Origin of the sequence: Roseibium sp. FZY0029, assembly GCF_036350355.1 — a bacterium.
Taxonomy (GTDB): Bacteria; Pseudomonadota; Alphaproteobacteria; order Rhizobiales; family Stappiaceae; genus Roseibium.
In genome coordinates this window covers 77,545-103,982 of the sequence record NZ_JAZDVZ010000002.1, presented here as the reverse complement: position 1 = coordinate 103,982, position 26,438 = coordinate 77,545, and the positions used below count along the sequence as shown (strand labels likewise).

The window sequence follows — 26,438 nt, the reverse complement described above, 5'->3', positions numbered from 1 at the left end:
ATGTCCGCTCTCACCCGTGAAGACGTTACCAGCATGATCCTGTCGGCCAAGCGGCAGGCCGGGCTTACCTGGGAAGGCATTGCCGAGGCCATCGGCATGTCGCCGGTCTGGACCCATTCGGCGGCCATGGGCATGAACGCCATGCCGGAAGACAAGGCTGAGGCGATCACCACGACGCTGGGCCTGCCCCAGGAAGCCGCTCTGGTTCTGCAGGAAAGCCCGACCAAGATCTGGTCTCAGACCGTGCCGACGGACCCCTGCATCTACCGTCTTTACGAAATCGTCGGCGTTTACGGGCCGACCATCAAGGCCCTGATCCACGAGAAATTCGGCGACGGCATCATGTCTGCCATCGATTTCGACATGTCGGTGACCCGCGTCGAAAACCCCAAGGGAGACCGCGTGAAAATCGAGATGTCCGGAAAATACCTTGGTTACAACGCCTGGTAATTCAGGCACCGGGAAAGATGGAATGACCGACAATAACAAGACCATCCGGACCACCTGTCCCTATTGCGGTGTCGGCTGCGGCGTTCTCGCCACCCGGCATCCGGACGGGACCGTGAGCGTTGCAGGCGACCCCGACCACCCATCGAACTATGGCCGGCTGTGTTCCAAGGGCTCCGCGCTCGGTGAAACACTGTCGCTCGACGACAGGCTTCTCTATCCGGAAATTTCCGGCAAACGCGCCTCCTGGAATGACGCGCTCGATCGTGTCGCGCGCAACTTTCAGGAAGCCATTCGCGATCATGGGCCTGACAGCGTCGCGTTTTATGTGTCCGGTCAGATCCTGACCGAGGACTATTACGTCGCCAACAAGCTTATGAAAGGCTTCATCGGGTCGGCGAATATCGACACGAACTCCCGTCTTTGCATGGCGTCTTCAGTGGCCGGTCACCGCAGGGCGTTTGGGTCGGACACAGTGCCTGGCACCTATGAAGACCTGGAACTGGCGGATCTTGTCGTTCTGGTCGGTTCCAATCTGGCCTGGTGCCATCCGGTGCTGTTTCAGCGCCTTGAAGCGGCCAAGGCAGCGAACCCCGCCATGCGCGTCGTCGTTGTCGATCCCCGCAAGACAGCGACCTGCGCCATCGCGGATCTTCATCTGCAGTTGAAGCCCGATACGGACGTTGCCCTCTTCAACGGGCTGCTGTCCTTTCTGGCGGAAGCACTCGTCGTAAATGATAGTTATGTCAAACGGTTCACGGAAGGACTTGAGGCCGCAGTAGAGGCTGCAGGTCCTTGTGAAATCGGGCAGATTGCTGAAAAGACAGGGCTGAAGCGGCAGGACATAGCGCTCTTCTACAAGATGTTCGCGCGCACGGAAAAGACGGTCACTGTCTACAGTCAGGGGGTCAATCAGTCGGTCGTCGGCACGGACAAGGTCAATGCCATCGTCAACACGCATCTGGCAACCGGCCGGATCGGCAAACCCGGCATGGGGCCGTTCTCGGTGACCGGGCAGCCGAATGCCATGGGCGGGCGGGAAGTCGGCGGGTTGGCCAACATGCTGGCAAGCCACATGCTGCTGGAAAATGCCGAACACCGGCGGATCGTTCAGGAGTTCTGGAAGAGCCCCGCGATTGCCGACAGACCCGGGTTGAAGGCGGTCGAGCTATTCGAGGCCGTGCGCGAGGGCAGGATCAAGGCCCTGTGGATCATGGCGACCAGTCCGGTGGACAGTCTGCCCGACGCCGACGGCGTGGCGGAAGCGCTGAAGACCTGTCCCTTCGTGGTCGTTTCGGAGGTCACTCGGGCAGCCGACACGGTTCCCTATGCAGATGTCTTGCTGCCGGCAGCCGCCTGGGGCGAAAAGGATGGCACGGTTACCAACTCCGAGCGCCGGATTTCAAGACAGCGCGCCTTTCTGGAGCTTCCCGGAGAAGCGCGCCCCGACTGGTGGCAGGTGAGTGAAGTCGCCGCGCGCATGGGCTATGGCGAGGCATTTTCCTATCCGGGTGCCGCAGCGATTTTTCGCGAACATGCAGGGCTCTCCGGCTATTGCAACGACGGCAGCCGGGATTTCGATATCGGCGCTTATCAGGACGTGCCCGACGCCGGTTTCGATGCCATGGCGCCTTTCCAGTGGCCGCAGAGCGCTCATGCTCAATCGGCCGAGACGAGGTTCTTCGCCGAGGGCGGGTTCTATACGGAAACCGGCAAGGGACGCTTCGTCCCGGTGGTCTTCAAGGCGCCACGTCAGACGGAGCGGCGGTATCCTTTCGTTCTGAACACGGGCCGGATACGCGACCAGTGGCACACGATGACGCGCACCGGCAAGACGCCGCGCCTGACTGCACATTTCGCAGAGCCTTTTGCCGAAATTCACCCGCAAGATGCCGACCGGCTCAAGATTGTACCGGCTGATGTCGTGAAGGTGCAAAGCCCTCACGGATCCGTGCTGGTGCGGGCACTGATTACGGACAGGGTCGGCGAGGGGCAAGTGTTCGTGCCGATGCACTGGACCGATCAACTCGCGTCCAATGCGAGGGTCGATACGATTGTTGCCCCGGCAACCGATCCTCACTCGGGCCAGCCTGGCTCGAAGTTCACTCCGGTGGCTGTGACACGGGCCGCGATGGCCTGGTTCGGTTTTGCCGTTTTGCGCCGGCGGCCGGAAACGATTGTAGCGGACTATTGGGCCTTGGCTCCCATTCCGGGTGGTTTCCGGCTGGAATGCGCGGGCCGCGATGAGGCCGATATTGCCGGAGTTGCAGCCTCGCTTGCTGAAGTGGACTGCGAAACCGTCGAGATTTCCGACGTTGCCGGTGGCTGGCTGCGGCAGGCGCAGTGGAAAGAGAACATACTTCAGACGGCCCTTTATTTTTCGGCGTCTCCGGTCGAGGTGTCCCGCCAATGGGCGTGCGGCCTGTTAAGCCGAGATGCGATTGCGCGGTGGGAGCGTGCAAGCGTTCTTGCCGGACGGGTGCCTGCCGACAGGCCAGACCCGGGCGCGCTCGTCTGTTCCTGTTTCCAGATCGGCTGCAATCAGATTGCCGAAGCCGCGCGATGCGGCGCGTCGAGTGTCAGTGCGATTGGGGAAACGCTGAAAGCGGGCACAAATTGCGGCTCCTGCCGCTCGGAAATCCAGACGCTTCTGAATGACATTGCAAAGGAAAGCCTCGATGACGCCGACATTGCGCAAGCCAGCTGAGGTCAAGAGCCGAAGACGTCCGGCGCATGTTGGAGCTTTGGCAAGCCTGCCATTGTTCTTCCCGCTGGAGGGCCGAAAAGTGCTGCTTGCAGGCGGTTCCGATGCGGCTGCCTGGAAAGCGGAATTGCTTGCCGCCGCCGGTGCTGAGGTTCACATTTATGCCGAAGACCTGGCACCCGCATTCGATGGGTTGATTGCCTCTGAAGACAGGCGGGGCAGATTTGTCCATCATCGGAGGCGCTGGTCGATTGACAGTTTTGAGGGCGCTGTTCTGGCAATCGCCGATGCGATCAGTGACGGAGAGGCGCAGGCATTTGCCTGTGCAGCTCGTGCAAAGGGGCTTCCGGTAAACGTCATCGACAAGCCGGCCTTTTGCGACTTTCAGTTCGGCTCCATCGTCAACCGGTCGCCCGTCGTCATCGGCATCTCGACCAATGGCGTTGCGCCGATCCTTGGGCAGGCGATCCGCCGGCGGATCGAAACGTTGATGCCGAAAAGCCTGCAAGGGTGGGCGCACCTTGCAAGCCGGCTGCGCGAGAGGACACTGTCGCTGCTGGAGGCAGGGGCACAGCGGCGGCGGTTCTGGGAGCGGATCTCCGATCTCGCCTTTTCCGGAAAGTCCGCCCCTGTTGAGGAAGAGGAACTCGCCGAAGCGCTTCTGGAGGATGCAAGGTCGTCGGCTGCTGGCAAAGTCACGCTTGTCGGGGCCGGGCCGGGTGATGCTGAATACCTCACGCTGAAGGCTGTGCGGGCGCTGCAATCGGCCGATGTCATACTCTTCGATGATTTGGTAGATGACGCGGTTCTGGAACTGGCCCGCCGCGAAGCCAAGCGGATGCTGGTCGGCAAGCGGGGTGGCCGGGATAGTTGCCGCCAGGAAGACATCAACGACATGATGGTGTCGCTCGCCCAACAGGGCAAACATGTGGTGCGGCTCAAATGCGGAGACCCGATGATCTTCGGCCGGGGCGGGGAGGAACTCGATCGGCTTGCAGCGGAAGGCATTCCGGCGACCGTCGTTCCAGGGATCACGGCAGCCTCCGCCATGGCGGCGCGCCTTGGCATTTCGCTGACACATCGCGATCATGCCCAGTCGGTTCGGTTCGTCACCGGCCATTCCATGCACGGCGAGTTGCCGCAAACGGTTGACTGGCACGGGCTGACCGACCCGGCAACCACCACCGTCTTCTACATGGGGGCGAGAATGGCCGGCAGGATCAGGGATCGTCTCGTTCAGGAAGGCCTCTCGCCAGTCACACCTGTCGTTGCCGTCTCGGGGATTTCCCGCAGTTATGAAAAGCGCTGGTCAGGGGCTTTGCACGAACTTGAGGAAGGTGTCACATCGCTGGGGCTGGAGGGGCCGATGCTGATTGGTGTTGGAAAGGTCTTCCAGGCGGCGAGCCGTCTGACCTGGAGGGGAGAAGAATCCGAATTCCGTCAGCGCCTTTCGCCGAAGCTGGAAACAGCAAGGGGGTGAAAATACAGGCACTCGGACGCTTGGCAAAACGGCCGCCATTTGATTTGTTCGATTAGCTGGCAGAGGAGCATGTCTTCGGCCCGCGTGACGGCGCCCCTTCCCTCTGCCGGCACAGAGCAGGAAACTCCCATGGAGGCGAAGGTTTGAGCGGGCTTGTGATCCGGAACGTTCTGGTCGAAGGCAGCAAAACGGCTGTCGATGTTGCCGTAGAGAGTGGCAAGATTACAGCGATTGGAGTGGAGCTGCCGAAGAACCCGGAAGAGGTGGATGGCAAAGGTGTTCTGCTGGTGCCGGGATTTGTCGAAAGTCATCTTCACCTCGACAAGGCCTGCATTCTCGACCGTTGCCGAAACGAGACCGGTACGCTGCAAGGGGCGATTTCCTCGGTTGCGGAGGCCAAGAAGGGGTTTTCGGAAGTGGATGTCTACGCCCGGGGGCGGAAGGTTCTGGAAAAGGCCATCGTCCAGGGCACCAATGCCATCCGCACACATGTGGAGATCGATCCGGGGATCGGCCTTACGGGGTTTCACGCCATTCAGCGGTTGAAGCAGGATTTCGCCTGGGCGCTGGACCTGCAGATTTGTGTGTTTCCGCAAGAAGGGCTTCTCAACAATCCGGGCACTGCCGAGCTGCTGGAACAGGCGCTTACTGAGGGTGCTGACTTGCTGGGTGGGTGCCCCTACACGGACAGCGATCCCAACGGTCAGATCGCCTGCCTGTTTGAAATGGCCCGGCGACAGGATGTCGATCTCGATTTTCATCTGGATTTCGATCTCGATCCCTCTTGGCGCCACCTTGATGAAATCGCGCGGCAGACAGTGGCCTTCGGCTGGCAGGGCAGGGTTGCGATCGGCCACGTCACCAAGTTGTCGGCCCTTTGCCGAAAGGATCTTCTGGAGGCGGTGCAAATTCTGAAGAGCGCTGATATCGCGCTCACCGTTCTGCCATCGACGGATCTGTTTCTGATGGGACGCGGAAGCGAAAGCCTGGTGCCGCGTGGGGTTGCACCGGCTCATATTTTCCATGAAAACGGCGTCTGCTGCACGGTCGCGACAAACAACGTGCTCAATCCGTTCACGCCTTATGGCGACTGCTCACTGCCGCGCATGGCCAATCTCTATGCCAACGTCCACCAGCTCGGCTCGGAGGCAGAGCTGGAAGCCTGCTTCGAGATGGTGACGGCCGCACCGCGGAGGCTGATCAACAAGGCCCACCGGATCAAGGTGGGGGAAGATGCCACTTTCATCGCTTTGCCGGCGTCGAGCGGCAACCAGATCGTGTCGGAGATCATTCGCCCGGTCTGGGGCATGAAGAACGGCAAATTCACCTTCGAACAGGCTCCAGCAAGGTTGCTCGAACCTTCCGGAACGCATGAGATGCCTTTGCAACAAGGGGCGGGTCGGGTTTCCTAGCTGCTGCTGGTCGTGACGGCCTTTGCCGTGCTGCTGCCACGCGTACGCAGCTCAGCACGCTCCTGCATGTATTTTTCCGCCTCGATCATGTGGCCGCGCATGATCATGCGGCACAGCTCTGCGTCGCCCGCTTTGATCGACCGAAGCAACTTGACCTGATAGTGCAGCCCGGTTTCGCGAAGGGCAGGGTTCGGTTCCTTGTAGATGGACCGGCAGACCGTCATGTCGCGCAGGAGGCTGAGCAGGAACGAGCAGGTAAAGGCCAGAATCGGGTTTCTGCAATGGCGTGCCAGCTCTTCATGAAAATCGAGTTCCGCAAGCCGCTGGGCGTATTCTTCCTCAGCGGTTTTGGGCTCGTCCTCGTAAAGCCGGATGCAACCTTGCAGCGCCTGGAAGGCGTCATCGGTCAGCGTGCCGGCAACCGAAGCGGCAAGCTCCGGCTCCAGCTGTTTTCTGAGCGCATAGATGTCGGCAATCGTCGGCTGGTCGAACAGAAACAGATTGTCCAGCATGCGGATGGCTTCGCCAGGCTCAACGGAGGCGACGAAGACACCACCGCCCGGACCGCTGCGGGTTGAGATGAGCCCCTGGAATTCCAGAACCTTCAGGGCTTCGCGCAGAGATCCCCGTGAGACCTTGACCGTTTCCGGCAGGAGCCAGTCGGCGGGGACCCGGTCACCGGGCCGAAGTCCGGCCTCGACGATCTGTTCACGGATCTGCTGGGCAACCATGTCCGGCCGCCGCAGGCGTTTCCGTTTTTTGGGATCTGTCGCTCCTTCGGGAATTCTCATAGCCGGTTAATCTGCAATGCCTTGTTTTTCGGGATGCCTATGCCTTCCCGAGGGGGTGATAGCAAGCTGCAATATGGTTGTTGCCGCCGGTGGCCTCGTCCGGTGCCGGCTTGCCGGCAACGCAGATATCGGTGCGGTGGGCGCAGCGGGCGGCAAAGGCGCAGCCTTTGGGCGGATTGTAGGGATCCGGCAGTTCGGCCGAAGCGTCTTCGGACATCAGGTCGTGCCTCCCCGGTGCGGGAGCGGAGCGCATCAGCAGATCCGTATAGGGATGGAGCGGATGGCGAAAGATCTCCCTGGCCGGGCCGAGCTCGGCCATCCGGCCGAAGTACATCACCGCCACCCGGTCGCTGACACTTTCCACCACCGAAAGATCGTGGCTGATGAAGATGTAGGTGAGGCCGAAGTCGTCCTTCAACTTGTCCAGAAGGTTCAAGACCTGGGCCTGTACGGACACATCGAGCGCGGACACCGGTTCGTCGAGCACGATGAGTTCCGGACCTGCCGCAAGTGCCCGCGCAATACCGATCCGCTGCGCCTGTCCGCCGGAAAATTCATGCGGATAGCGCTCCAGGAACTCCGGGGCCAGATTGACTGCCTGCAGAAGTTCGGCAAGGCGGGCCTCGCGGCGGTCCGCATTCAGGTCGGTCAGGTGCTTGAGGGGCGCTTCCAGGATGGTGCGGATGGTCTTGCGCGGATTGAGCGAGGCAACCGGGTCCTGGAAGACATATTGAACCTTGCGTGCCAGCGCATTGCGGTCCTTTTTCGCAAGCGCGGCCAGATCCTCACCGTTGAATGTGATCGAGCCGGAGGTAGGCAGGTCGAGACCGACGACGAGACGGGCGAGGGTGGACTTGCCGCAGCCGGATTCCCCGACGACACCAAGAGTCTCACCTTTCTTCACGTCGAGGCTGAGGCCCTGGACCGCATGGACGGCCGGCAGCTGTCCACCAAAGAGCTTCCGCCCGCCGCCGAAAATGCGTTCGACATCCCGAATGGTCAAAAGAGCTTCGCTGTTCATAGGCTTCTGGCTGATCTCGTTCATGCGGCCGCTCCGGAGTTCAACGGAAAGAGGCAGCGGACACCTCGGGTATCCGACGACATTTCAAGCTCAATCTCTCCGGCTCGGCAGGCGGCCTGTGCGTGCGGGCACCGGGCCGCAAAGGCGCAGCCTTCCGGCAGATTGTTGACCACGGGCGGACGGCCTTCGATCGCATCCAGACGCCGCTCGGGTTCGCCCAGAACCGGCACGCATTCGATCAGCTTGGCGGTGTAGGGATGGCGCGGATTGGCCAGAACCTCTTCCGTCGTTCCTGTTTCGACGATCCGTCCGGCATACATGACCGCAACCCGGTCACACAGAGCCGAGACGACGCCGAAGTCGTGGGTAATGAAGAGGATCGCGGCGTTGCGCTCCCGGCGCAGACCGTTCATCAGCGTCAGGATCTGCGACTGTACGGTCACGTCGAGCGCGGTGGTCGGTTCGTCCGCAATCAGCACCTTGGCATCATTGGCCAGCGCCATGGCGATACAGACCCTCTGCCGCATGCCGCCTGAAAGTTCATGCGGGTAGGCGGACAGCCGTTCCTTCGCGTTCGGAATGCGGACAAGCGACAGCAGTTCGATCGCCTTTTCGCGTGCCTTCGAGCCGGATAAGGGCTGGTGCGTGGTGATGGCTTCCGTCAACTGGTCGCCAACGGTGAAAAGCGGATGCAGCGTCGACAGCGGATCCTGGAAGACATAGGCGACCGATCCGCCTCTCAGATCCCGGATGCGGCGGTCACTTGCCGCAAAGAGATCCTCCCCGTCAAGATAGGCCGCACCACCGGCAATCCGGCCGGGAGGTGTCGGCACGAGACCCATGATCGACATGGCGGTGACCGATTTGCCGGAACCGGATTCACCGACGATACCCAGGCATTCGCCCTCTTTCAGGTTCAGATCAACCCCACCGACGGCCTTGTAGACGGAACTGCCGATCTCGAATTCTGTTCGCATCTGCCGGACATCGAGAACGCCGCCCTTTTGGGAAGGCGCGGGAATGTCGTCAGCCTTCCTGTGAACGGCCGTGCGAGAGACTGGCCGTGTCAGCGAGCCGGCGCGCAGGCGCGGGTCGAGAATGTCGCGCACGCCATCGCCGAAGAGGTTGATGCTCATGACCAGTGCGAAGATCATGAGGCCGGGGATGATCGACACATGCGGGGCCGTGAAAAGGATCTTGCGGCCTTCGCCCAGCATGGAGCCGAGGTCTGCCTGGGGCGGCTGTGCGCCAAGGCCGAGGAAGGAGAGACCGGCGGTTTCCAGGATCATCCAGCCGACGGTCGTCGACATGGTGATGACGATGACCGGCAGAACATTGGGCAGAATTTCCAGAAACAGGATCTGCACTGGCGATTTACCGGAGAGCCTTGCCGCATCGACGAATTCCCGCCGGGACAGGCCAAGCGTGATGCCGCGGATGTTTCGGGCAAAGAACGGAATGTTGACGAGGGCGATGGCATAAAGCGCGTTGAGCAGGCCCGGGCCGAGCACGGCGACAATGGCCAGTGCAAGCAGGATATAGGGAAATGCCATCACCATATCGATGCCGCGCATGATCAGCGTATCCGTTCGCCCACCCGCGTAACCGGCAACCAGCCCCAGAAGCGACCCGAAGAAGGCGGCAATGATGGTGGCAGACAGGCCGACGGCGAGTGACACTCGCGTGCCCCAGATCAGCCGCGACAGGATATCCCGGCCCAGATGATCAGTGCCGAGCAGGTGGCCTTCGGCAAAAACCGGCAACAGGCGGTTTGCCGGGGCTGTGACGTCCGGATCCTCCAGCGGCAGGATCGGTGCTGCCAGCGCGATGAGGCAGATCAGCACCAGGACGACAAGGCCGCTGGTTGCCAGTGTATTATTCAGGAGGAGCGCGAGTGTCCCCGGGCGCGAGGATTTCGACTTCGTTTTCGAAGGGGCGCTCATGGTCGTGTCAGTCATCAGCGCAACCTCGGATCCAGTATGGTCTGCACCACGTCCGCGAGCAGATTGAAAAGCACATAGGCTGCTGCCACCACCAGAACGCCACCCTGGACCAGCAGCAGGTCGCGGGTGGAAATGGCGGTCACCAGCATGGAGCCGATACCGGGCCACTGGAACACGGTTTCGATATAGACTGCACCGCCGATGACAAAGCCTGCCTGGATGCCGATGACCGGCACCACGCCGACCAGTGCGGACTTGAAGGCGTGCTTGTAGATGACCTTGCGTTCCGACAAGCCTTTGGCGCGGGCTGTGCGGATATAGTCCTGCCGCAAAACCTCGAGCATGGCGGTGCGGGTCAGACGGGCGATGACGCCGGTTGCGACGACCGAAAGTGTCAGGGCGGGCAGGGTGAGGTGATGGATCAGGTCCACCAGGTCACCGCCGCCATAGATGGCGTACATGCCGGAAGCGGGGAACAGGCGCAGGTTGACGGCAAAGACCAGGATCAGCAGCAGGCCGAGCCAGAAAGACGGCGTGGAGATGCCGATGAGCACCAGCAGCGTGATGATCTTGTCAGCCCAGCCGTATTGGCGGACAGCGGAAACGATACCTGCGAGAAGGCCGAATATCGAGCACAGGACCAGCGATGTGCCGGCCAGGATGAGCGTTGCCGAAAAACGCTCCATCACTTCATCCAGCACCGGACGGTTGAGCGTGTAGGACCTGCCGAGATCGCCCTGGAACAGATTACCGATCCAGATGAGGTATTGTTCGAACAAGGTCTTGTCGAGGCCGAGGTCTCGGTTGAGTTTGGCAACGTTCTCCGGCGTCGCATAAGAACCCAGAATGGCTGTGGCCGGATCGCCCGGGATCATGGCCATGATCAGGAAGACGATGATCGTCAACCCGAACAGAACGGGGATGGCAGCCAGCAGACGCTTGGCAATATTGGCAGCCAATGGTCTCTCCCTCTTTCTGAGTGCTCAACCGTCCGATCCGGATCTCATCCAGAAAGTCAGGCTTTGCCAATCATTGGCCCCTCATCCTGAGGAAGCGCGAAGCGCTGTCTCGAAGGATGGGCCGCTTGCTCCTGAGTATGCCGCCCATCCTTCGAGACGCGCGAAATCGCGCTCCTCAGGATGAGGTCTTCTGGTGGGGTACGCTTGCCCCGGCAACTCAAGAAATTCCGGAAAGGTCCGAATACGAAAATCCCGGCAGACCGTTTAAGGTCCGCCGGGAAGGTTTTTCGTTATTGAGGCTTCTTTACGTCCTGAAGCATCAGGAAGAAGGACGGCTGCAGCTTGAAGTCTTCGACCGATGCCTTGGTGACGGCATTCTGTTTCCAGTTGGCGACGAAGACCCAGGGGGCGTCCTCATGAACGATGTCCTGCATTTCCTTGTAGAGCTTGGCGCGTTCAGCCTGATCGGTTTCCTCACGGGCCTTCTCCAGCAGTTCGTCCACCTTGGCGTTGGAGTAGTAGCCGGAGTTGAAACCGCCCTGTTCCGGCATGGCTTCCGTGCGCAGGGCCAGGAACGGCAGCGTGTCCGGATCGTTGGTCATCCAGGCCATTTCCGCCATGGCAGCCTTGCCCTGAAGGCCCGGGTTCACCTTACCGAGGAAGGTGTTCCATTCGTAGGTTTCGATCTTGACCTTCATGCCGACGGCCTGGAGATCAGCCTGGATGGCCGTGCCCATGGCAATCGGATCCAGCATGCCGGAGCCGCCTTCCGTGACGTAGAAGGTGATCTCCTCGCCGTTGTATTCGGCTTCCTTCAGAAGTTCCTTAGCCTTTTCCGGATCATACGGATACGGCTCCAGGCTTTCGTTGTAGGCCCAGGCGAACGCAGGCGGTGTCGGGCCGGCGGCAACCTCGGCAGTGCCTTGCAGGATGTTTTCCACCAGCGCCTTCTTGTTGATGGCATAGTTGGCGGCCTGACGTGCAGCCTTGATATCGAACGGGGATTCGCGTGCGTTCAGGATCAGGAACCAGACGTGAGGACCTGCCTGCTCCAGTACCTTGAAGGTTGAATCGTCCTTGAACTGCTGAAGGCTGTCGGGCGGCACTTCAACCATCACATCCAGCCCACCGGAGAGCATTTCGGCAATGCGGGTGTTGGCGTCGGTGATGGGACGGTAGATCACTGCTTCCAGCTCTGGTGCGCCATCCCAATAGTCGTCGTTGCGCACGGCAACCACCTTGGCGTTGGCTTGCCACTCGGCAAACTTGTAAGCACCCGTTCCGGAAGGATGACGACCGAAATCCTTGCCGTATTGCTTCACGGCTTCGGGCGAGACGATCAGTCCTGTCGGATAGGCAAGGTTGGACAGGAAGGGCGCATATGGGGCGCTGAGATTGAAGGTGACGGTGTTCTCGTCATCGACAACAACTTCCTCAACGGTGGAGAAGAAGAACGCCAGCGGGAAGGGACCCGTGTCGTGATAGGGGTTTTCCTCGTTCAACATGCGATCGAAGTTGAACTTCACGGCTTCGGCGTTGAACGGCGAGCCGTCATGGAACTTCACGCCTTCCCGCAGCTTGAATGTGTAGGTCTTGCCGTCTTCCGAAATGGTCCAGCTTTCGGCGAGGGACGGTTCAACCTCCAGCGTGCCGTCCTTGTAGCGCACAAGGCCGTCATAGATGTTCACCAGGATGCGGAAGTCGTTGACCGCCGTGACAGCGTGCGGGTCGAGCGACTTGGGTTCCGCGATCTGGCCGACGACCAGAATATTCGGTGGCGTTTGCGCCTGCACCTGGGGTGCAAAGGCGAGGAAGGCCGAGGCGAACGCCGCGGCTAGGAATTTTTTCATGACCATTCCCCTCGTTGTTTCTGACGAATAATTAATCATGATAAATTGCAATGCTGCAATAATTATTTCATATTTATTTTCATTCGAGGGTTGTGCCTTCGACACAAAACAAACGCTTAATCGCTGATAAATAGAGGAAAACAAGGATGCCGCAGCATGATATCCGTATCGATCCGGAGCGCCTCAAAACGCTTCTCAACGGAGTGAATCGCTTCGGCTATGTTCCCGAAACCGGTGGCTACACGCGGCCGGGCTTCACCCGTGTCGACCTGGAGTGCCGCGACTGGTTCGAGGCCCAGATGAAGGCTGACGGGTTGCAGGTCTGGAGAGACGGCGCGCTCAATCTGTTCGGGCGGTATGGGCCCGAAGCCGGGCCGTGCGTCATGGCCGGGTCGCATCTCGACACTGTGGTCAATGGTGGCGCCTTCGACGGCTCGCTTGGGGCCTGTGTGGCTCTGGAATGCGTGCGCACGATGAAGGATGCCGGCATTATGCCGCAAACGGCGATTGAAGTTGCCGCGACTTCCGAGGAAGAGGGGCGCTTTGGTGGCATGCTTGGTTCTCAGGCCATTGCCGGTGCCATTACGCCAGCATGGATCGAACAGGCCGTTGATGCCGACGGGATCCAGCTTCGAGATGCCATGATCGGTCTTGGCCTCGAGCCGACGGATATCCTGAAAGCCGCTCGGCCGGCTGGGTCGATCAAGGCCTTTCTGGAACTTCACATCGAGCAGGGACCTGTGCTGGAAGACGAGGGCCTGCCGATCGGGATTGCCGAGGAGGTTTCCGGCGTCTGCTACATGGAACTGGAGCTGACCGGCATTGCCAACCATTCGGGCACGACGCCCATGCATTTGCGGTCGGATGCTTTTGCTGGCCTGTCAGAGCTTGCCGGAACGATTCCGGACCTGATCCATATGCACGGAACCGACCAGACCCGCTTTACCATCGGCCATGTCGAACTTTCCCCGAACCATCCGCACACGATTCCGGGCTGTGCGGTCTTTTCGGTGATTCTGCGCGATACCTCCGAAGAGATCATGGTCGGTCTTAAATCGCGGTTCCTGGAAAGTGCCGATATCGTCGCCAATCGGCACAGTCTCACATTACGCAAGAGCGAGCGAAGCTGGCTGTCACCGGTCGCCCTTGATGCGGGCCTTGCCGACACGCTGGTGAGCCTGGCGGAACGGGATGGATTGCCGGTGCGGCGCATGCCCTCCGGTGCGGGGCACGATGCCCAGACAATGCAGTCTTTCTGCCCTTCCGGGCTGATCTTCGTTCCCAGCCGGGCCGGCATCAGCCATGCCCCGGAAGAGCACAGTGAGTGGTCCGATATCGAGAAGGGTGCCAACCTCATGTTGCAGGCGTTGATCGACCTGTCCGTGTGACCCGTTTGCTGGTGCCTGCCGGCAACTGCAACTTTCACCCTTTCATTGCCGGGCGGGCTCGGCTAGGCTTTTCAAAAGTAAGGCATATCGTTTGCGGCGGCATGCTGTTCAAAGTCGTGGAAACTGACAATCCCGTCCATTTGCCAAAGGGGGTGCCATGGAAACTCGGATTGCCGGACACAGGGTCCGCGCTGCCTTGAGGTCTGCCGCGACGGCCAGCCTGATATGCAGTGTTCCGCTGTTGCAGGGATGTGCGCTGTCCGATGCTCCGGTCCTCTTTCCCAAGGGACCGATTGCGCTGGCGGAGCGGGATCTGCTTTTCACGGCATTCGGTATCATGATGATCGTCGCGATACCTGCCATTCTCCTGACGCTCCTGTTTGCCTGGCGGTATCGCAAGCGTACCCGAAACACCGCCGACTACGCCCCCGAATGGGACGGCTCCTGGGGCATCGAAGCCGTGGTCTGGCTGGTTCCTGCCGCAATCGTGGTGGTGATCGGAACCATTGTCTGGGACGCAACCCATCGGCTCGATCCTTACAAGCCTCTGGTGGCCGACAAGCCGGCCTTCAAGGTGCAGGCCGTGGCGCTCGACTGGAAATGGCTGTTCCTCTATCCGGAACTCGGCACGGCAAGCGTCAATGAACTTGCCTTCCCGGCAGACCGCCCGCTGACCATCGAGATCACCTCCGACACGGTCATGAATTCTCTGATGATTCCCGCTCTCGGCGGACAGATCTACGCCATGGCGGGCATGCGATCCGAAGTGAACCTGATCGCCGATGGTCCGGGAACCTTCAACGGTCGCAACACCATGTATTCCGGTGACGGCTTTTCCGACCAGCATTTCAAGGCCCATGCCATGAGTGAAGCGGATTTCGCCGCCTGGAAGGAAAAGGTGACGGGCGCTTCGGATGTCCTGGATGCCAAGGCCTACGTGGAGCTGCACAAGAAGAGTGTTGCCGATCCCGTGCGCTACTATTCGTCCTTCGAGACGGATCTCTTTTCAATCATCCTGCGCAAATACGCGCCGATTGTCGGGCCTTACGAAAGCAAGGCCGCCGAACTCATCTGCCGGGGGGCCGTTTGATGCTGGGACGTCTGACTATCGAGGCCCTGCCGTTCTATTCCTGGGTGGCCATGGGTGGGGCAGCGGTAACTGTCGGCGGCGGGATTGCCGTCTTCCTGCTGATCACCTGGCTGCGGGCCTGGAAGGTGCTGTGGACAGACTGGCTGACCAGCGTCGACCACAAGAAGATCGGCATCATGTATGTGGTGCTGGCTTTGGTGATGCTGGTTCGCGGTTTTGTCGACGCGTTGATGATGCGGGCGCAGCAAGCGTTTTCGTTGAATACGGAAGGCTATCTGCCGCCGGAGCATTTCGAGCAGATCTTTTCCTCCCACGGCACCATCATGATCTTTTTCGTCGCGATGCCGTTCCTGACCGGGTTGATCAACATCATCGTGCCGCAACAGATCGGCGCGCGCGATGTGGCCTTTCCGTTCCTGAATTCCGTCAGCCTCTGGATGACGGCCGCCGGTGCGGCTCTGGTGCTGATATCGCTTGTCGTCGGCAAGTTCTCTCAAGCCGGCTGGACGGGCTATCCGCCGTATTCCGGAGTTGAATACAGTCCGGGTGTCGGTGTCGACTACTGGCTGTGGGCGCTGATCACCAGCGGGGTGGGCAGTACGCTTTCAGGCATCAATTTCATCGTCACGATCGTCAAGAACCGCTGTCCGGGCATGACCTTCATGCGCATGCCGATGTTCACCTGGACGACGCTGTGCATTTCCATCCTGATCGCCTTTGCCTTTCCGGCGCTGACGGTGGTTGCGGGGCAGTTGACGCTCGACCGGACGCTCGGATTCCATTTCTTCACCAACGGCGATGGCGGCAACATGATGATGTTTGCCAACCTGCTGTGGATCTGGGGCCATCCGGAGGTCTACATCCTGATCCTGCCGGCCTTCGGCATCTTTTCCGAAGTGGTGGCCACCTTCTCGCGCAAGCGGCTGTTCGGCTACACATCGCTGGTCTATGCGACCGCCTGTATCGCGCTCCTGTCCTTCACGGTCTGGCTGCACCACTTCTTCACGATGGGTTCATCGGCCAACGTCAACGCCATCTTCGGGATCGCGACGATGATCATCGCGGTGCCGACAGGCGTGAAGATCTTCGACTGGCTGTTCACCATGTACAAGGGCCGGATCGAGTTCCACCCGTCCATGGTCTACACGATCGGCTTCATGGTGACCTTCGTCATCGGTGGCGTGACCGGGGTTCTGCTGGCGTTGCCGCCGGCCGATTACCTGATGCACAATTCCACCTTCCTGGTGGCGCACTTCCATAACATGCTGATCCCCGGGGCGCTGTTCGGCTACTTCGCCGGGCTGAACTACTGGTTCCCGAAAGCCTTCGGTTTCAAACTCGACACCAAGTGGGGCATCAGGTCCTTCTGGTGCTGGATCATCGGTTTCTATCTCGCCTTCATGCCGCTCTATGTGCTCGGCTTCAAAGGTATGAGCCGGCGGATGGAGCATTACGCCGATCCGACCTGGCAGCCTTATCTGATCGTCGCAGCGATTGGCGCATTGTTCGTCCTGTGCGGCATCGCCTGCATTGCCATCCAGCTTTACGTGTCAGCCAAGACTTGGGGGTCCGCCCGGGATATCACGGGGGATCCGTGGAACGGGCGAACCCTTGAATGGGCAACGTCGTCTCCGCCGGCACCCTATAATTTCGCGGTTCTGCCAGAGGTGACCGACATCGACGCCTTCCACGACATGAAGATCCTGGGGCAGGCCTATCAGCCGCCGCAGCATTACGAAGACATCGTCATGCCGAAAAACACCTGGATCGGGCCTGCACTCGGCGCGCTGGCCTTTGCACTTGGCTTCGCGTTCGTCTGGTATATCTGGTGGCTGGTGGCCCTGTGTTTCGTGCTCTCGCTCGTGTGCGTCGGCATCCGCGCCTCGGATGACAACAGCGAGTTCGTACTGCCGGCGGCAGAAGTCGCGCGGATCGAGCGCGAACGCCTTGCGCAGATTTCACCGGCCGACATGCATGACATGCGCGATTTTGTGCCGCGCGGTGCCGCTTCCGGCGCACCGTTGACCGGAACGGTTTAGGGGAGGGGCCGATGTCTGCTGCAACCATTCTGGAAGAAGAACAGAAGCACGCCCTCCATTCGCGGGAGTTCGGCTTCTGGATCTATCTGATGACCGACGCAGTCATCTTCGCACTGCTGTTTGCTACCTATGCGGTTCTTTCGGAAAATTCCGCGGCGGGGCCGACCTCAAAGGACCTCTTCGACCTTAGCAGGACTGCAATTGAAACCGGTTTGCTGCTTGTCTCCAGCCTGACCTTCGGGATGGCGAGCATTGCCCTGATGCACGATCAGAAAGGCCGTGTGGTCCAGTGGCTTTTTGTGACCTTGCTGCTCGGTCTTGCCTTCCTGGCGATGGAGATGAGCGAATTTGGTGGCATGATCGAAAAAGGTGCAGGGCCGGAAGTCAGCGGCTTTCTGTCTGCTTTCTTTACGCTCGTGGGAACCCACGGCCTGCATGTGGCCTTCGGGTCACTTGGTATCGTGGTGATGATCGGTCAGATGCTGGTCAAGGGATTGACGGCGCCGGTACGCTCCCGGCTGATGCGGCTCGGGCTTTTCTGGCATTTTCTCGACATTGTCTGGATCGGGATCTTTTCGGCGGTGTATCTGCCGGGCGTTCTATAGGGGGCACATATGAACCATTCCGCTGAACGTAGCCTGTCCACCTATCTTACCGGGTTTGTCCTTGCTGTCCTGCTGACAGCCATTCCTTTCGCCCTTGTCTGGGGCGGACTGCTTGCCGGCAGTGCGGTCTACGCTGTCATCGCCGTTGCTGCAGTGTTGCAGGTAATTGTGCATCTGGTGTTTTTCCTCCACATCGATCTGAGGTCCACCCCGGCAGAAAACCTGTTTTTCCTGGCCTTTGCAGCGGTGCTCATCTTCATCATGGTGGGCGGCAGCCTCTGGATCATGATGGATCTCCATCACCGGATGCAGTGAACGTCAAAGGGGTGGGCGGCAGCCCAGGGCTGTCGGGCTCCCATCAGACTGGAAGGAGAAGGATATGACAAGTATTCGCACCTTGCTGGTTGGAAGCATTCTTGCCGCCGGCTTCCTGCTTATGGGCGCAGCCGCCGCATTTGCTGACTGTCAGGCCGACATCGACAAGGTCGAAAATGCGGTAGTCCACTCCGAGCGCGAGGGCATCGACATCACCGTAGCGGAGAAAATGCGCGAACTGCTCGAAGAAGCGAACAAGGAACGGCGCGCAGGCAACGAGGCCAAATGCCAGGAACTGATCAATCAGGCAAAATACATCGGCGACGTGGAATGATAGCCGATATTGTGCCTGTTCGTCTGGTCGACCGGCTGAGCCTTGGATACTAGAACCCATTCCGGAACCGGCGTGGGGAAACATGATTTCGGTTGTTCTTGAATGAAATCCTGCCGCGACATTGCGATTGTGGGGGCCGGTATAGCCGGCTCGATCGCAGCTCTGGAACTTGCGGAACGGGGAAATCGCATCGTGCTTTACGATGCCGGGGCAGAACCGCTTACTGCAGCTTCGCTTGTCAACGAAGGCAAGATACACCTCGGGTTCGTATATGGTGGTGACACGTCTGGACTGACGGCCCGGCGGATGATCGACGGTGCCCTTCTATTCCGGTCCATCATATGCCGGTGGATGTCGGAAGACCATTTTGCCTCTTCCGTGACGCAACCATTCGATTATGCCATTCCTGAAGGGTCCCAGCTTTCCGCGAGCGCCGTGGAACAGCACTTCAAACAGGTTCAGGAAATTCTCCGAGAGCGGCTAGCCGCCCCAAATACCGATTATCTCGGCGAGGTGGACTTGCCTGCCTTCCGTCGCATGACGTCACATCCTTATGGATCAGAGGCCGGCAAGATCGAAGCTGCCTTCGTGACACCGGAACGATCCGTTGACACCCACATCATTGCTGCTGCACTTCGATCCGCGGTGCTGGCACACCCGTTTATCGACTTCCGGGCAAACCACAGGGTGTCCCGTTTCAATGCAAGCCGCTCCGGTTGGCAGGTGGTTGGTGGACATGGCGCTGACGGCCCATTTGACCGAGTGCTTAACGCCGCCTGGGAGCAGCGCCGATTTCTGGATCATGCCAGCGGTTTTTCCGATGATGCCTCCTGGTTCTTGCGCTACAAGATGGCGGTGCTGTTGCCGGATGTTGTCGAAGATCTTGCGAATGTCACGCTCATGTTGGGGCGATACGGAGACGTGGTACGTTATGACGGTGGCCGGGTGTATCTTTCCTGGTATCCGGTAATGATGCTTGCCAACACGCCGGAACTGTTGCTGAAAGTCCCGGAACTTACGTCGTCCCGGAAGGCTGAGATCGTTCGCAGCTCTGTTGCGGCACTCGCAGCCTACTATCCGAAGATCGGACAGTTCCTGCAGGTGCCTGCGATAGATAATCCGTCGCTGATTGGCGGAATTATTGATGCCAGAGGCGCAAGCGATATCGATGATCGCGTCAGCGATCTGCATAAGCGCAGCAGGATTGGCCCGGATCATTTGGCCAAGGGATATTGCAGCCTCGATACCGGCAAATACACGACCGCGCCAATGTTCGCGCTTGAAGCGGCAAACGCTCTGGCGCCTGCGAGCCGAGCTCATCAAGTCATCGCCTCATGACGTTTTCTACGATCTGGCCGGGCAAGCGGCCACTGCTGACGATCTGCATTCCGGCTTATCGCCCGCAGGACTTTCTGGAGCGCGTGCTTACGTCGGTCCAGGCCCAGACATTTCGTGATTTTCGGGTTGTCATCTCCAATGACGGCGGATTTGAGCGGGAAAGCTTCGAGCGGTTTCGTCGTGTGGCCAATGTCCGTATCCACCATCAGCCGGGTCGCCTCGGTTGGGTGGAAAACGCCAACTGGCTGATCAGAAGGGTGAAGACGCCATATTTTGCCATCCTGCCACAGGACGACACGATTGAGCCGGACTATTACGCCGCGCTTGTGGATCTCCTTGAAAAGACACCTGCGGCTGGAAGTGCCTGTACCGCAATCCAGACCGTTGGCAGGCCGGATGAACACATCATCCGCAGTAAAAACGTGATCGGAGATCTGGCGGAACGGGTCAGCCAGGTGTTCGGGATGAGCTATGCAGGCGTGAGTTTTCGTGCGGTCAACCGGACACCGGCAAACCTGAGTGATCTGACCGTTCCCGGAAACCGGTTCGACAATATGTTCGCCGACAGTACCTGGATCATGCGCCAGGCGATCCAGGGAGATATGCTTTATCTCGACCGGCCTCTCTACAAGAAGCTCTACCACAGCGGCAACACACATCTGGGCTGGCTGGAAACCCCGGCCAGAACCCTTGCATTGGCCTGGATGCGCTATTGCCTACAGATGGCAATCTATGCGGCGAGGTCCATGGTAGGTGAGACACAGCGCGAAGCCATAGGCGACCTTGCCTGCAAGCGGGCATTTTCCAGAGATAGTGGGGTGAGACCATTGGCCGTCAGCAGCGCGTTCGACGCGACTTGGAGCCAGAGTGAACAAGATCTTCGGCGAGACCGGATGAAGACGGCGCTATGGCGTTCACTGCTGCAAGGGCAGGGCGGTTGCAACACGTGGCGCAGATACATGCACCGCTTGGTCTGAAGCACCTGACGGCGCGGAGGCCGCAGCAAGCTGCGCAGTAGAAATACCAACTGGTTTGGGAAAAATGGTGCCGGCAGCAGGATTCGAACCCGCGACCCCGAGATTACAAATCACGTGCTCTACCAGCTGAGCTATACCGGCGCCGGGAATGGCTTCTACCAGATTGGGCGCGCTTGTCCATGCCCTGATCTGCATTTTTCGATTCTGATTCCGGAAAATCCCCTAAACCTCTCAATTTATTTCGAAAACCCGGTGGCTGCTGTGGATAGTGTGGCTCCTGGTGCGTGATATGCCTTCGCACGCCCTGGCACCACGTCGGCTCGAATCCGCAGGCTGTTCTGCATTTTCCAGCAGCTGGGACACGAAAGACAAACGCTTCACTTCCGCGGGTCGTCATTGGCCGTATTTTTGAAGGTTGGAGTCTTTTCCGGGTCTTCTGGCAAAGCGCTGGTGTGGCACTTTAGAAGCTGAATGCAGTTTTCTGCCCGTGAAAGGGGCGAGGCCGGCCTGAGTGCCGGTTCCGCTGGCAGGCGCTGTGGTCCGTCGAGCTGGACGGGGTTTTTCGGCATGAGCCTGGAATGGCAGCTTCCCGTTCCAATGGCTTGCTTGACCTGGTCGCGGGCAATGCCGGGCAGTAAACTGGCAGCTCCTACGCAAATGCTGCGCGGGGCGAGCGCATCAGACATACTTTCTAGAAAGGAGAGGGGCCTTACAGCCCCATCTTCATCCGCGCCACATAGAGTGACAGAACGGCGGCATTGGAAACATTGAGCGAGCGAATCTCGCCGGGCATGTCGAGCCGGGCCGTCAGCCCGCAGGCCTCGCGCACACCCTGACGCACGCCCTTGCCTTCCGACCCAAGCACCAGAACGGCCCTGTCGCTGAACGGTGTTTCTTCAAGGCTCGCCGGGCCATCGCTGTCCAAAGCAATGCAGGAAAAGCCTTCGTCCTTCATTTCGGCGACGAAGCGGGCCATGTTTTTCACCCGGACATGTTTGATCATGTCGAGCGCACCGGAAGCGGATTTCGCCAGAACGGAGCCTTCTTCCGGTGCATGGCGTTCGGTCGTTACCACCGCATCGGCATCGAGCGCGACAGCCGAGCGCAGGATAGCGCCGACATTGTGTGGGTCGGTCACCTGGTCAAGCGCCAACACCAGCCGGGCACCCTTCAGATGCTCGGCGCCATAGGCGGGCAGGGGGTCGGCTTCCAGAATCATGCCCTGATGAACGGCATCCTTGGTCACCATCCGGTCCAGGGCGCGGGGCATCATGGATTCGACAGGGACATCGATCTTCACACCGCGCTCTTCAAGACGGCGAAGTGCGTTGTCCGTCGCGAACAGTTTCAGCCGCTTGCGATCCTTGTTGGCAAAGGCCGCTTCCACCGTATGCAGGCCATAAAGCAGCACCGGACCTTCCGGTGGCAGCCCCGGCCGCCGCGGCGCTGGTTTGCCGCCGAATTTCTTGTTGCCGCGAAAGCCCGGCTTGCCGGCTGGGCGCGAAGGTTTCTTGTCGTCACTCATGGCGCAGCTCTACCGGGATTTCCACTTAAGGAAAAGAGGGAAAGACAGCGGGGCTGTTCCTTCACCGATGGTTCAAGAGGGCTTCAGGATCATGCAGCTGACGGTGCCGTGGGCGATCAGCTTGCCTGCAGCATCTCGCAGGTCGCCTTCGGAGGTCGCCAGACGGGACCCGCGATGAACGATCCTGCCTTCGCAGATCACTTCGCCGCTCGTTTCAAGCAGCGGACGGACCATGTTCACATTGAGCGTCGTGGTCGTGTAGAATTCACCCGGTTTCAGGGTGGTGTGAACCGCGCAGCTCAGCGCCGTGTCGATCAGCGTCGATATCCAGCCACCATGCACTGTCCCGAGCGGGTTCAGGAACTCGCGTGCCGGCAGACCTGTGAAGACGGCCCGGCCCTCGGCAAATTCCTTCATTCTTATATTGGAGTGAACCATGATCGGTGGAGCTGGCAGGTCACCCGCCATCATCCGTTCGAAGATGTCCAAACCTGACAGGGTGGCAAAGGCTGCCTTTGGAAGCGCGCCAAGGGTGTGGGTCTTGCCGTTTTCGGTCAGCGTCTGGGGATCGCTCATGATTGGTGTCCTGAAAGGGAGGTCTCGTCGTGGTCTGATTGGGAGGGAGTGTCTTCGGTAGGTTTTTCCTGGCTTTCCAGAATGTGAACCGCCTTGCGCAACGTGGACATCTGGGTGCGAACGGCATCAGCGCCATCCGGACCAAGCAATGTGCTGACCGCTTCTTGCGCCTTGAGCCAGGTGCGGTGGATCTCAATCACCTTTGCCTCGCCCAGTGGTGTCAGCACTGGAAGAACCTTTCGGCCGTTTCCGTCTTGCCGGCATACGAGGCCAGCAGCTTCGAGAGGCTTGAGGTTTCGGGCCAGCGTTGATCGGTCAATGCCGAGAAAACGTGCGATCTCTGCCGCCGAACTTGCAGACCCGTCAGCTATGGCAGCCAGAAGCTGGGCCTGGGTCAGTTCAAGGCCAAGCTCTGCCATATGCCTATTATAATGACGGGTCAGAAGATTGGCGGTGCGCCGGGCAGCGTGACCGAGGCAGGTTCGGCCCATGTGCTGGAAGTCGATATCTTTGAGAGAAGAGGACATTTGTTGTAGATACAACAACCAAAGAATCTGCTCAAGGGTGCAGTCGTATCCGACAGGATTTTCAAAAGGGCAGCAGGTGCAGGCATTGGCACAAATGGCCTCGTCAAAGGAACGAGCGCGTTGATGAAAGTTGTCCACAGGCTGGGGTCGAATGATGCCGGATTTTGAGCAGAACGCAGGGGAACCGTGACATCGCAGCCGTGCTGCGGCAATCTGGTGGTGCCGTCAGCCTTGGCAATCGCTCACGTTCGAAGCGTCTGTTTCGCGCGTCCTGCTGATTTTGTTCATTTCTTTGCAAAATCGGCGTTGACAGGGCGGGGCCCTATCTGCATAACACGCGCCACGGGATTGCTCGCCCCTTCCGGGCGGGCTCTTCGGTAAGCCATCCTGATCGCTTCGGCGTGAAGCAGGACGAGATGGAGGAGTGCCCGAGTGGCTAAAGGGGACGGACTGTAAATCCGTTGGCTATGCCTACGTTGGTTCGAATCCAACCTCCTCCACCATCGTTTCTGGTTCTCTCGTTGTGCGGGTGTAGCTCAATGGTAGAGCAGCAGCCTTCCAAGCTGACGACGAGGGTTCGATTCCCTTCACCCGCTCCATCATGGGTGCTGATCGGAGTGTCCGGAACGGAAGGCTCTTTCGCCCGGAAATCCTGACAAGAAGTTCAACGGGAAGCAATTCGTCGCTCGTGGATCTGTCCAAGGCGCCGGAACGCGTCCCGCCTCGACCTAATTCGACCGAACCGAGTATTGGACAGAGAGCGACGCCGATGGCGAAGGAAAAATTTGAGCGCAACAAGCCGCACGTTAACATTGGCACGATTGGCCACGTTGACCACGGCAAGACGACGCTGACCGCAGCAATCACCATGACGCTGGCCGAAACCGGCGGTGCGACTGCAAAAGCTTACGACGAAATCGACGGCGCGCCTGAAGAAAAGGCTCGCGGCATCACCATCTCCACGGCGCACGTTGAGTATGAGACGGAAAACCGTCACTACGCTCACGTCGACTGCCCTGGTCACGCCGACTACGTCAAGAACATGATCACCGGTGCAGCGCAGATGGACGGCGCGATCCTGGTGTGTTCTGCCGCTGACGGCCCGATGCCGCAGACCCGCGAACACATCCTCCTGGCTCGCCAGGTTGGTGTTCCGGCTCTGGTCGTGTTCATGAACAAGGTTGACCAGGTCGACGACGAAGAGCTTCTCGAGCTCGTCGAAATGGAAATCCGCGAACTGCTGTCTTCCTACGAATTCCCGGGCGACGACATTCCGATCGTCAAGGGTTCTGCGCTGGCAGCCGTTGAAAACCGCGATCCGGCCATCGGCCGCGATGCGATCCGTGAGCTGATGGCTCAGGTCGACGCCTACATCCCGACCCCGGAGCGTCCGAAGGACCTTCCGTTCCTGATGCCGATCGAAGACGTCTTCTCGATCTCCGGCCGTGGTACGGTTGTGACCGGTCGTGTCGAGCGCGGCATCGTCAAGGTTGGCGAAGAAGTCGAAATCGTCGGCATCAAGGACACGCAGAAGACCACGGTCACCGGCGTTGAAATGTTCCGCAAGCTGCTGGACAGCGGCGAAGCAGGCGACAACATCGGCGCTCTGATCCGCGGTATCGCACGTGAAGACGTTGAGCGTGGCCAGGTTCTTTGCAAGCCGGGTACTGTTACCCCGCACACGAAGTTCAAGGCCGAGGCTTACATCCTCACGAAAGAAGAAGGTGGTCGTCACACCCCGTTCTTCACCAACTACCGCCCGCAGTTCTACTTCCGTACGACGGACGTGACCGGTGTGGTGTCCCTGCCGGAAGGCACGGAAATGGTGATGCCGGGCGACAACGTCTCCGTCGAGGTTGAGCTGATCGTGCCGATCGCCATGGAAGAAGGCCTGCGCTTCGCTATCCGCGAAGGTGGCCGTACCGTCGGCGCCGGCGTCGTCGCATCCATCATCGAATAAGATGAAATCGGCCTGCCGGGCCTTGTGCCCGGCAGGACCACCTCTTAAGTCTTGCGATGTGTGGCTTCAGAGGGTATCAGGAGCAAGTTCGTCCAGGCGGACTTCTGAAGGGGTATAGCTCAGCTGGTAGAGCGACGGTCTCCAAAACCGTAGGTCGCGGGTTCGAACCCTGCTGCCCCTGCCAATTTGCTCTTGATTAATCAGCCTCGAGGGCTTAAAGAGTTTCCTCGAGTGAGGCGCGCGAAGTTTTTCGCGCGCCCACTCGTATTTAACAGACCGGAATCGGAATGGCGAAGACCAATCCCTTTAAATTCATCCAGGAAGTACGTGCGGAAACGTCCAAGGTCACTTGGCCGACGCGCAAGGAAACGGCGGTAACCACCGTGATGGTCTTCATCATGGTCGTGATTGCTGCAATCTTTTTTCTCGTGGCAGATCAGTTGATGGGCTTCGGGATCGGCTATCTTCTGGGTGTCGGCGGTTAATTTCAGGCAGCCGCCCGGGCGATTGTCCGGTTTGAAGACAAAGAACAAGAAACGGAACTGAGATCCATGGCCAAGCGCTGGTACATTGTGCACGCCTACTCCAATTTCGAGAAGAAGGTCGCCGAGTCCATTCGCGAAAAGGCCGAGCAGAAGGGTTTGTCCGATCTGTTCGAGGAAATTCTCGTTCCGATGGAAAAGGTCGTTGAAGTGCGCCGTGGCCGCAAGGTCGACGCCGAGCGCAAGTTCTTCCCGGGTTATGTCCTGGTGAAGATGGAAATGACCAACGAGGCGTTCCACCTGATCAAGGATACGCCGAAGGTAACCGGGTTCCTGGGCGCGGATCAAAAGCCGATGCCGATCCCGGAAAAAGAAGCAATGCGCATCATCAACCAGGTTCAGGAGGGCGTTGACCGGCCGAAGCCGTCCGTCACCTTCGAGGTTGGCGAGCAGGTGCGTGTTTCCGATGGCCCGTTTGCGTCCTTCTCCGGCCTTGTCGAGGAAGTCGACGACGAGCGCGCACGTCTCAAGGTGGCTGTGTCCATCTTCGGCCGCGCGACGCCGGTGGAACTGGAATTCGGTCAGGTCGACAAGCTCTGATCGTTTGCTGCCCCGAGGGGTGGCTTGAGAGCCCGGTTGTGGTGTCCGGTAGGATGCGGTTTCCGGGATGAAAGG

At 59.5% G+C, this 26,438-nt stretch carries 23 protein-coding genes and 4 tRNA genes; 18 read left to right on the top strand and 9 right to left on the bottom strand.

Annotated features, from left to right (window positions below; translation table 11 throughout):
- From cynS to V1T76_RS04965, 4 genes are all read left to right on the top strand, one after another.
- Nucleotides 1-450, top strand: a complete 450-nt coding sequence (cynS, locus tag V1T76_RS04980) for a cyanase (RefSeq protein ID WP_330559509.1) — start codon at nt 1-3, stop codon at nt 448-450.
- A 22-nt stretch (nt 451-472) separates the two neighbouring features.
- Complete coding sequence (locus V1T76_RS04975; RefSeq protein WP_330559508.1) at nt 473-3,154, top strand: nitrate reductase; 2,682 nt, start codon at nt 473-475, stop codon at nt 3,152-3,154.
- Nucleotides 3,126-4,631, top strand: coding sequence for a siroheme synthase CysG (cysG, locus tag V1T76_RS04970; RefSeq protein ID WP_330559507.1), 1,506 nt, complete (start codon nt 3,126-3,128; stop codon nt 4,629-4,631). Before V1T76_RS04975 ends, cysG begins: the two co-directional genes overlap by 29 nt.
- Before the next feature lie 143 nt (nt 4,632-4,774).
- Complete coding sequence (locus V1T76_RS04965; protein ID WP_330559506.1) at nt 4,775-6,043, top strand: amidohydrolase family protein; 1,269 nt, start codon at nt 4,775-4,777, stop codon at nt 6,041-6,043.
- Here the strand turns inward: V1T76_RS04965 and V1T76_RS04960 are convergent.
- From V1T76_RS04960 to V1T76_RS04940, 5 genes are all read right to left on the bottom strand, one after another.
- A complete protein-coding gene (locus V1T76_RS04960; protein ID WP_330559505.1) occupies nt 6,040-6,774 on the bottom strand; it encodes a FadR/GntR family transcriptional regulator in 735 nt (244 codons plus the stop codon). The two genes, V1T76_RS04965 and V1T76_RS04960, sit on opposite strands and share 4 nt — an antisense overlap.
- 97 nt (nt 6,775-6,871) lie before the next feature.
- The gene (locus V1T76_RS04955; protein WP_330559504.1) at nt 6,872-7,879 is read right to left on the bottom strand and encodes an ABC transporter ATP-binding protein; all 1,008 of its coding nucleotides are present in this window, start codon (nt 7,877-7,879) and stop codon (nt 6,872-6,874) included.
- Nucleotides 7,876-9,813, bottom strand: coding sequence for a dipeptide/oligopeptide/nickel ABC transporter permease/ATP-binding protein (locus V1T76_RS04950; RefSeq protein ID WP_330559503.1), 1,938 nt, complete (start codon nt 9,811-9,813; stop codon nt 7,876-7,878). The genes V1T76_RS04955 and V1T76_RS04950 overlap by 4 nt, the downstream gene beginning before the upstream one ends.
- Nucleotides 9,813-10,757, bottom strand: coding sequence for an ABC transporter permease (locus V1T76_RS04945; protein ID WP_330559502.1), 945 nt, complete (start codon nt 10,755-10,757; stop codon nt 9,813-9,815). Before V1T76_RS04945 ends, V1T76_RS04950 begins: the two co-directional genes overlap by 1 nt.
- A gap of 290 nt (nt 10,758-11,047) precedes the next feature.
- Nucleotides 11,048-12,607, bottom strand: coding sequence for an ABC transporter substrate-binding protein (locus V1T76_RS04940; protein ID WP_330559501.1), 1,560 nt, complete (start codon nt 12,605-12,607; stop codon nt 11,048-11,050).
- Between the two features lie 146 nt (nt 12,608-12,753).
- On the opposite strand from V1T76_RS04940, the gene V1T76_RS04935 reads away from it, so the two are divergent.
- From V1T76_RS04935 to V1T76_RS04900, 8 genes are all read left to right on the top strand, one after another.
- Nucleotides 12,754-13,995, top strand: a complete 1,242-nt coding sequence (locus V1T76_RS04935) for a Zn-dependent hydrolase (RefSeq protein WP_330559500.1) — start codon at nt 12,754-12,756, stop codon at nt 13,993-13,995.
- 157 nt (nt 13,996-14,152) lie between these two features.
- Nucleotides 14,153-15,085 carry a ubiquinol oxidase subunit II gene (gene cyoA / locus V1T76_RS04930; protein WP_330559499.1) on the top strand — a complete coding sequence of 311 codons (933 nt, stop codon included), beginning with the start codon at nt 14,153-14,155 and terminating at the stop codon, nt 15,083-15,085.
- Nucleotides 15,085-17,124: a cbb3-type cytochrome c oxidase subunit I gene (locus V1T76_RS04925; RefSeq protein WP_330559498.1), complete on the top strand. Its 2,040-nt coding sequence runs from the start codon at nt 15,085-15,087 to the stop codon at nt 17,122-17,124. The genes cyoA and V1T76_RS04925 overlap by 1 nt, the downstream gene beginning before the upstream one ends.
- An 11-nt stretch (nt 17,125-17,135) precedes the next feature.
- Complete coding sequence (gene cyoC, locus V1T76_RS04920; RefSeq protein ID WP_330559497.1) at nt 17,136-17,729, top strand: cytochrome o ubiquinol oxidase subunit III; 594 nt, start codon at nt 17,136-17,138, stop codon at nt 17,727-17,729.
- A gap of 9 nt (nt 17,730-17,738) precedes the next feature.
- On the top strand, nt 17,739-18,044 hold the full coding sequence (gene cyoD, locus V1T76_RS04915) for a cytochrome o ubiquinol oxidase subunit IV (RefSeq protein WP_330559496.1): 306 nt from the start codon (nt 17,739-17,741) through the stop codon (nt 18,042-18,044).
- 64 nt (nt 18,045-18,108) lie between these two features.
- Complete coding sequence (locus tag V1T76_RS04910; protein ID WP_330559495.1) at nt 18,109-18,378, top strand: hypothetical protein; 270 nt, start codon at nt 18,109-18,111, stop codon at nt 18,376-18,378.
- Between the two features lie 102 nt (nt 18,379-18,480).
- The gene (locus V1T76_RS04905) at nt 18,481-19,716 is read left to right on the top strand and encodes an FAD-dependent oxidoreductase (RefSeq protein WP_330559494.1); all 1,236 of its coding nucleotides are present in this window, start codon (nt 18,481-18,483) and stop codon (nt 19,714-19,716) included.
- Nucleotides 19,713-20,693, top strand: a complete 981-nt coding sequence (locus V1T76_RS04900; RefSeq protein ID WP_330559493.1) for a glycosyltransferase family 2 protein — start codon at nt 19,713-19,715, stop codon at nt 20,691-20,693. The genes V1T76_RS04905 and V1T76_RS04900 overlap by 4 nt, the downstream gene beginning before the upstream one ends.
- Nucleotides 20,694-20,758: 65 nt before the next feature.
- Here V1T76_RS04900 and V1T76_RS04895 read toward each other — a convergent pair.
- The 4 genes from V1T76_RS04895 to V1T76_RS04880 form a co-directional block, all read right to left on the bottom strand.
- Nucleotides 20,759-20,834: transfer RNA gene (locus tag V1T76_RS04895), tRNA-Thr, on the bottom strand.
- A gap of 568 nt (nt 20,835-21,402) precedes the next feature.
- A complete protein-coding gene (locus V1T76_RS04890) occupies nt 21,403-22,218 on the bottom strand; it encodes a TrmH family RNA methyltransferase (RefSeq protein WP_330559492.1) in 816 nt (271 codons plus the stop codon).
- A 72-nt stretch (nt 22,219-22,290) separates the two neighbouring features.
- Nucleotides 22,291-22,794, bottom strand: a complete 504-nt coding sequence (locus V1T76_RS04885) for a PaaI family thioesterase (RefSeq protein WP_330559491.1) — start codon at nt 22,792-22,794, stop codon at nt 22,291-22,293.
- Nucleotides 22,791-23,321 carry a MarR family winged helix-turn-helix transcriptional regulator gene (locus tag V1T76_RS04880; protein ID WP_330559490.1) on the bottom strand — a complete coding sequence of 177 codons (531 nt, stop codon included), beginning with the start codon at nt 23,319-23,321 and terminating at the stop codon, nt 22,791-22,793. Before V1T76_RS04880 ends, V1T76_RS04885 begins: the two co-directional genes overlap by 4 nt.
- A 418-nt stretch (nt 23,322-23,739) precedes the next feature.
- Between V1T76_RS04880 and V1T76_RS04875 the strand changes: the two genes are divergently transcribed.
- From V1T76_RS04875 to nusG, 6 genes are all read left to right on the top strand, one after another.
- Nucleotides 23,740-23,824, top strand: a tRNA-Tyr gene (locus tag V1T76_RS04875).
- A 22-nt stretch (nt 23,825-23,846) separates the two neighbouring features.
- Nucleotides 23,847-23,920: transfer RNA gene (locus V1T76_RS04870), tRNA-Gly, on the top strand.
- A gap of 170 nt (nt 23,921-24,090) precedes the next feature.
- Complete coding sequence (gene tuf, locus V1T76_RS04865; protein WP_006936456.1) at nt 24,091-25,281, top strand: elongation factor Tu; 1,191 nt, start codon at nt 24,091-24,093, stop codon at nt 25,279-25,281.
- A gap of 108 nt (nt 25,282-25,389) precedes the next feature.
- Nucleotides 25,390-25,465, top strand: a tRNA-Trp gene (locus V1T76_RS04860).
- Between the two features lie 103 nt (nt 25,466-25,568).
- Nucleotides 25,569-25,766 carry a preprotein translocase subunit SecE gene (gene secE, locus V1T76_RS04855; RefSeq protein ID WP_006936470.1) on the top strand — a complete coding sequence of 66 codons (198 nt, stop codon included), beginning with the start codon at nt 25,569-25,571 and terminating at the stop codon, nt 25,764-25,766.
- 66 nt (nt 25,767-25,832) lie between these two features.
- The gene (nusG, locus tag V1T76_RS04850) at nt 25,833-26,363 is read left to right on the top strand and encodes a transcription termination/antitermination protein NusG (protein ID WP_006936469.1); all 531 of its coding nucleotides are present in this window, start codon (nt 25,833-25,835) and stop codon (nt 26,361-26,363) included.
- The last annotated feature ends 75 nt before the right edge of the window (nt 26,364-26,438 follow it).